Consider the following 6,140-nt stretch of genomic DNA (forward strand, 5'->3'; position numbering starts at 1 on the left):
CTTCAAACCAAATGCTCAGGCTTCACCGGCTCACCCGGTTCAATGCCCAGCTTGTCGTGAACGTCCTTGAACATACGATCATATTCTTCATGCATCGCCAGCGGCACCAGGGCCGTGTGCGGCATGCCGTGTTTGACTGCGATCTGATTGGCGTGATGAGCAAAGTTGCAAGCCAGATCCCTTGGCAGTTCGAATTCATCCTCGAACGTATTGCCTGCGACTTCGCCCTGCATCGTGAAATGCATGCACTTGCCTTCCTCGGGGTTTTCGCTGACGTCGTAACGGATATGGATGTCGTAGCCGAAATCCGATGCTTGCAGCGGCGCACGAGTGATATGCAGATGGCCCGGTTCGAACATGTCATTGCCCCTTGGTTGGTCGATGAGTAGCACGGTAGACCCGGTAAAGTCCGTTGCCGTTCAGCGACTGTGAAGATTCAACCATAGATCATGTCGAGTGACAGAGGCGTGACGTGAATCAGTGCTCAGGACTTGCTGCTGACTGGCTCTGGCCGCGACCATATCCACAGGTTGCCTAACAGCATGCCGCCAACAGCGGCATACACCGGCCAACCATGCATCAGATAAAGCATCAACCCTGCACAGAGCAGCATGCTGATGGTCGCGCTGATCTTGGCGTTACGGGTCACCCGGCGACCATTGCGCCAGTTACTCAGGATCGGGCCAAACAGCTTGTGATTCTCCAGCCACGCGCTCAGGCGCGGCGAGCTTTTGGTCGCCGCCCATGCCGCGAGAAGAATGAACTCGGTCGTCGGCAGGCCCGGAATAAAAATGGCGACAATCCCTATGCCCAGACTGACGTAGGCGAGGATGCCGAACAGAAGGCGAGAGAGTCTGGTACCGGGTGGTTTGGAGGTCATGGTCACTACAGGCAGGTTCAGAAAGCCCGGCCAGCTTAACAGCACCGGGCGCTTTTTCATGCTTGAACCGACTCGACCTTTGGCGCATAGGCGTAGGCGTGTTGCAGCAGCACATTGAAGCGTTCGAACGCGGCGATGGCGCCTTGATCCACCTGAGCCTCTTCCTGCTCGGTGAATTCCAGCCCGTCCAGAGTTCTGATAAAGCTTTTCCAGCCTTCGGCCCGACCACCTGCCGGCTCGCCCAGATGCCGGGCCCCGAAGCTTTCACTCAGGTTCAGCGCAGCGGCGCGCTTGATCAAAAAGGCCGCGCCCAGTTTGGAGCCCTCCGACACGAAGAGCCAGCCCATGGCCTGGGCCTTGCTCGGGTTGTGTACCGCACCGGCGATGGCGGGGGGAGTGTCAGTGTTCAGGTCGGCAAGATCGGCTTTGGCCTGTTCTGCACGGCACCGTGCAGGCAGGTCAGGGACGATTTTCTTCAGCTCGGGGTCGTTGTACAGCCGCTGCAGCTCTGCCTGAAAAAGATACTGAGCGACGACGAAGCGCTTGTAGCTTTCCAGCGTTTCAAAAGGCGCATTGGCTTTTACTGCCTTGTCGAGTTGCTCGTGCGGCGCGTGGGTAATCTGATTCAGGCGCTGGGAACGCAGGGCAGGGCGATTGTGCTCGGAGGTCATTGGGTTCTTCCCTGGTAAAAATGGAGAGGATGTTAAATAGACGAATGACCCACCCTTGAAGCGTAAAAATCGTGGGACCGGCTTTAGCCGGGAAAGCGGTATACCCGACGAATCATTTTCTGTGACTGTAAGGGCCTCTTTCCGGCTGAAGCCGGTCCCACGACGTACAGTCCGTGGGGGGCGTTGCTTAATCAGATATCCCAGACCACGTTGACGCTGAAGTTGCGGCCGGGCTGAGTCAGGCGGTCAAGGTTGGCCGGAGCGGTGACGGCCGCTTCTCCAGCGCTGTCATAGCCGCGCACGTCGTCCCATAGCCAGTATTTTTTGTCGGTGAGGTTGTACAGGCCCGCATTCACGGTTACATCGTTGGTGACCTTGTAATACCCGCTGAGATCAAGAACGCCGAAACCCGGAGTCTTGAACGGGCTCGATGAACCATCTGGCTCGTTGAATTCAAGGTCACTCACACGATCCTTGCGTTTGACCAGCGTCCAGCTGAGCAGCCCGCCATAGTTATCCTGGTCGTAGCCCAGACCGAACACGCCTGTCAGTGGGTTGACGCTATTGAGCGGCTCGCCACTGTCGTTGTTACGGCCATACAGGTAGGTAATAGCGCTTTGGGTATAGAGACCTTTGGGGGCGCCAAACTTATCCAGATTCAGGCGGCCTTTGAGTTCAACGCCCTTGATGGTCGCGTGAGCGATGTTGTTCGCCCGGAAAGTCGCTCCGGTTGCAGTGCCGGGCTGAATCTGGTCTTCGTCGATGAAGTCGCGGTATTTGTTGTAAAACACCGCAACGTCGAAGGTGCCTGCCTCAAAGCGGCCCCGCAGGCCGGTTTCATAGCTCTTGCTCTTTTCCGGTTCCAGATCAGGGTTGGGTTCGACGGTGTAACCGCTTTGCAGGTTTTCGAAACGTCCGTAAAGCGCTTTGGCGCTTGGCGTGCGGAAGCCTTCCGCATATTGGCCGTACCACGTGTACTGATCATTGAAGGCATAGGTCACGCCCAGCTTGGGCGACACGCGATGCCATTTCTGGCTTTCGTCACTGACGCTGTCCCGATCCTCACCCACCGTGTTGAGAAACTCCTGAGTGATGTGCGGATCCAGACGGGTGTAGTCGTAGCGAACGCCTGGCAGGAAGGTCCAGTCGTTCCAGCGGATTTCGTCCTGCGCAAACAGGCTGTAGGTATTGATGGTGGGGTCCGGGAAGTCACTGGACGGGGCCAGTGTGTTTTGAGGCAGTGCCTGCCCGACTGCCCTGCAAGTACCAAAGCCCGCAGTCGACGCACAGACTTCACCACCAGTACGCAGGCCAGTGACTTTCTGCTGCTTGAGGGTGGTGCCGTAGGTCAGAAGGTGCTCGGTATCGCCAATACTGAACGCCTTGTCCAGTTGAGCATCGAGAATCCACTGACGTTCTTTGTAAGTGGTTTCTCGCGAGCGCCACACATCCCGGGTGATCGGGAAGTAGCGCTCGAGTGTTGTCTGATCGGTCTTGGCAATCTGATAGTTCAGACTCCATTTGACGTTATCCGCCAACAGGCTGTTGAGCTCGAAGCTGTTTTCCAGACCAAACCGTTCACGGCTGATGGTGTCGTTCCCGGTGCGCCCACGGTAAAAGTTCAGGCCAGTGCCTACGCCGCCAGTGAACAGCCCGCCGACAGCGCTCTGTTGGTCAGTGTCACGGTCATCCTTGTACTTTTCGTAGGTCAGACCCAGACGTGAGCCTTCGCCATAGTTCCAGCCCAGCTTGGCCAGAATGTTGGTGGTGCGTGCATCTTCGGGGTTGGCTTGTGTACGCTCCAGTCCGGTACCGCCGTTGCTGCCATAGGACTCGGCCTCGTGGCCGTTGCGCTGGCTCAGGTGCAGGAGGCCATCAAAGTCGCCCTGGCGTGCAGCGAGTGTTCCAGAGGTGAGCCAGCTGTCATCGGCCGAGCTGTAGCCGGTTTTCAGGCGAGCGCCGACGTCCTTGCCTTCCTTGATGATGTCGTCGGCATCGAGGGTGTAATAGCTGACCGCGCCGCCGATGGCGCTGCTGCCGTAAAGCGCCGACGCCGGGCCGCGCAGAATTTCGACACGTTTGACGATTTCCGGGTCGACGTAATTGCGATGAGTGTTGGCGTACGGCCCGGAGAAATAGTTGTCAGGCACTTCGACACCGTCGACCTGAGTCAGGATCCGGTTGCCGTCGATGCCGCGGATGTTATAGCCGGTCGTGCCCGAACGCTGACCGGCACCGCCCACGGAAACCCCCGGTTCATAACGTACAAGGTCGCGAATGGTGTTCACATTCTGTCGATCCAGTTCTCCTCGCTCATGGACCGAAACCGAGCTGGGAACCGACGCAATATCCTGGGCCTGACGCGTCGCGCTGACCGTGATCTGGCCCAGAGCAACAACTCCGTCGCTGCGTTTTTCCAGCACGACCGTGTTGTTTCCCATCACGCGGTAGCTCAGGTGTGAACCGGCCAACAAGCTTTCCAGCGCATTGGCGGGTGAAAGCGAACCGCGTGCGCCGGGGGAGGTGACGTTGTTGGCCAGGTCAGAAGAAACCCCGACCTGCCAGCCAGTGATGCGGCTGAACTCGTTAAGCGCAGAAGCCAGTGGTTGCTGGGATATGTCGAATGCGTAAAGACCGGCAGTCCGGGTCGATGCCGCTGTTGCATCGGCGTCGCTGGCACTGGCTGCGTGCAAAGCGCCGGACCAGCCAGCGGCGGACAAAACCGCCAGGGTCAACAGCGAGAGGGCGGATTTGTGCAGCCCGGCGGTGCGGGAGACATGGGGCGTGACGGGATTACGCATTGTCGATAGGGCTCCGTTGTGCAGTCTTTTTAGTTTGTTGTAACTGTCGTTAATACGAATCAGTTGCATTGGCTAAGACGAGACGCGCGACGGATGACTATCGAGTAAAAATAAATCGGCTCAGTTGAGAATGACCAGTGCAGGCAGTTCATGCAGCTGGGAAGAGGTGATATGTGCCAGCGATCGGACCACATCCATTGGATTGTCCAGGCGGTAATTTCCGGTTACCGCAACGCTATCCAGTTTGCTGTTGGTGTTGACGATCCAGCCGGGGTAATAGCGTCGCAATTCGGCGAGGACTTCACCCATCGGGCAGTTGTCGAACACCAGACGGCCTTGAATCCAGGCCAGATCCTTTCCCGGATCAAGCTTCTGGCGATGGCTGAAACCTTCAGGGCCCACCCGAATGCTGTCACCTCCTGCGAGCTTCACAGCGTCGTCGCCCTGCGGTGCTCGGACGTCAAGAGCCCCGCGTTGCACCTGAATTTGCGCAATGCCATCCAGGTAGCGCACGGCAAAGGCGCTGTCATTGGTGCGCATGCTCACCGCGCCCGCCTGTACCTCAAGTGGCTGACCCTGGCTGACCGGTACTTCGAAGAAGGCTTCGCCTTGCAACAATTTGGCGACCCGGCTCTTGTCAGTTACATCACTGGAAAATGCTGAGTTGGTGTTGAGCAACACTTTGGAGCCGTCATCAAGCTGCACGCGCTGACGTTCACCGACCACCGTCAAGTGATCAGCCTGCATGCGAAGGCCCAGATTACTGAAGCTGAATACGCCGATCAGCAGCATGGCGGCAGTCGCCACAGATATCCAGCGGGAACGCAGACGGCGCCAGCGTGATGGCTGGCTGGCGTTCAACTCGACTGCCGCCAGAGCAACCGGTTGTGAGTGCCAGATTGCCTGAACCTTGGCAAATGCCTCTCGATGGGCAGGGGCGGCCGCCAGCCAATCCCGAAAGCGGGCTTGCTGTTGCTCGTCACTGTCATCAAGCTCGATCAGCCAGGTCAAGGCTTGATCCATCACGCTGTCGCTCAACACTTCTTCGGCGATAGCGCGTGCGCGATGGAATTCAGGGTCCTTCACGGGAAGTCCTCGGTCGTTCTTGTTCGTGTCGGCCGAAGCCGTATTTGCCGCAGACTGCTGCAACGTTCAAGGGTGGTCAAGCCTTGTTGCAACAGCCACACAGATCGCCATGATCAATTTCAGCTCCTTCTGCACGGTGCTCGCGGACACGCCGAGTTGCTCGGCAATTTCCACGTAACTGAGACCCCGGAGGCGGCTGAGGCTGAAAATCTGCTGTTGGCGGGGTGTCAGGGTCGCGATGCTTTTGCTGAGCACTTCGACCATCCGTCTGGCGTGGATGGCGTCTTCCAGCGACGTCGTCGACGCACTGACGTTTTCCATGTCGGCCGTCGTCGCGTCCTCGGCCAGCAAGCGTTCCCGCACGCGCCGGGCGCGCAAGTGGTCCAGTGCCAGGTTGCGGGCGGTCTGAAAAATGAACGGTTCCAGATGCTCGATGGCGCGAGTGCTCAATGCGCCGGTCACACGCAGATAGGTTTCCTGAAGCAGGTCTTCTGCGGTGCTGTGATTGCTGACAATTCGCTGCAGGGTGCGCAGCAGAATAGGTCTGTGAGAGACGAATACTTCGTTTAAACGCGATTGACTCACCGGGGGAGTACTCGACCGAGAAAAGCAGCGGATGATAATGCTTCTCATCCGCTTGTTCGGTCAAGGGGGTGTCGCTGTTGTTGTCTGTAGGGAGGCGATATCTCGGATAAATCTGTA

General features: G+C 57.9%; 6 protein-coding genes. All 6 read right to left on the minus strand.

The features are described 5' to 3' along the window. Positions 1-2: 2 nt before the first annotated feature. Positions 3-359, minus strand: a complete 357-nt coding sequence (locus H8S59_RS25435; RefSeq protein ID WP_187523220.1) for a DUF5064 family protein — start codon at positions 357-359, stop codon at positions 3-5. Between the two features lie 125 nt (positions 360-484). Then, a complete protein-coding gene (locus H8S59_RS25440) occupies positions 485-940 on the minus strand; it encodes a YbaN family protein (RefSeq protein WP_095094182.1) in 456 nt (151 codons plus the stop codon). Further along, positions 937-1,551 (minus strand): biliverdin-producing heme oxygenase, encoded by a 615-nt coding sequence (locus H8S59_RS25445; RefSeq protein WP_187523221.1) that lies wholly within the window; start codon positions 1,549-1,551, stop codon positions 937-939. The genes H8S59_RS25440 and H8S59_RS25445 overlap by 4 nt, the downstream gene beginning before the upstream one ends. A gap of 191 nt (positions 1,552-1,742) precedes the next feature. Further along, the gene (locus H8S59_RS25450; protein WP_187523222.1) at positions 1,743-4,352 is read right to left on the minus strand and encodes a TonB-dependent receptor; all 2,610 of its coding nucleotides are present in this window, start codon (positions 4,350-4,352) and stop codon (positions 1,743-1,745) included. A 120-nt stretch (positions 4,353-4,472) separates the two neighbouring features. Further along, entirely contained in the window at positions 4,473-5,438 is a 966-nt protein-coding gene (locus tag H8S59_RS25455; RefSeq protein WP_425504609.1) for a FecR family protein, read from the minus strand. A gap of 66 nt (positions 5,439-5,504) precedes the next feature. Next, positions 5,505-6,023, minus strand: coding sequence for a sigma-70 family RNA polymerase sigma factor (locus tag H8S59_RS25460; protein WP_187523223.1), 519 nt, complete (start codon positions 6,021-6,023; stop codon positions 5,505-5,507). Positions 6,024-6,140 lie beyond the last annotated feature (117 nt).

The organism is Pseudomonas folii (assembly GCF_014357575.1).
Lineage (GTDB): Bacteria > Pseudomonadota > Gammaproteobacteria > Pseudomonadales > Pseudomonadaceae > Aquipseudomonas > Aquipseudomonas folii.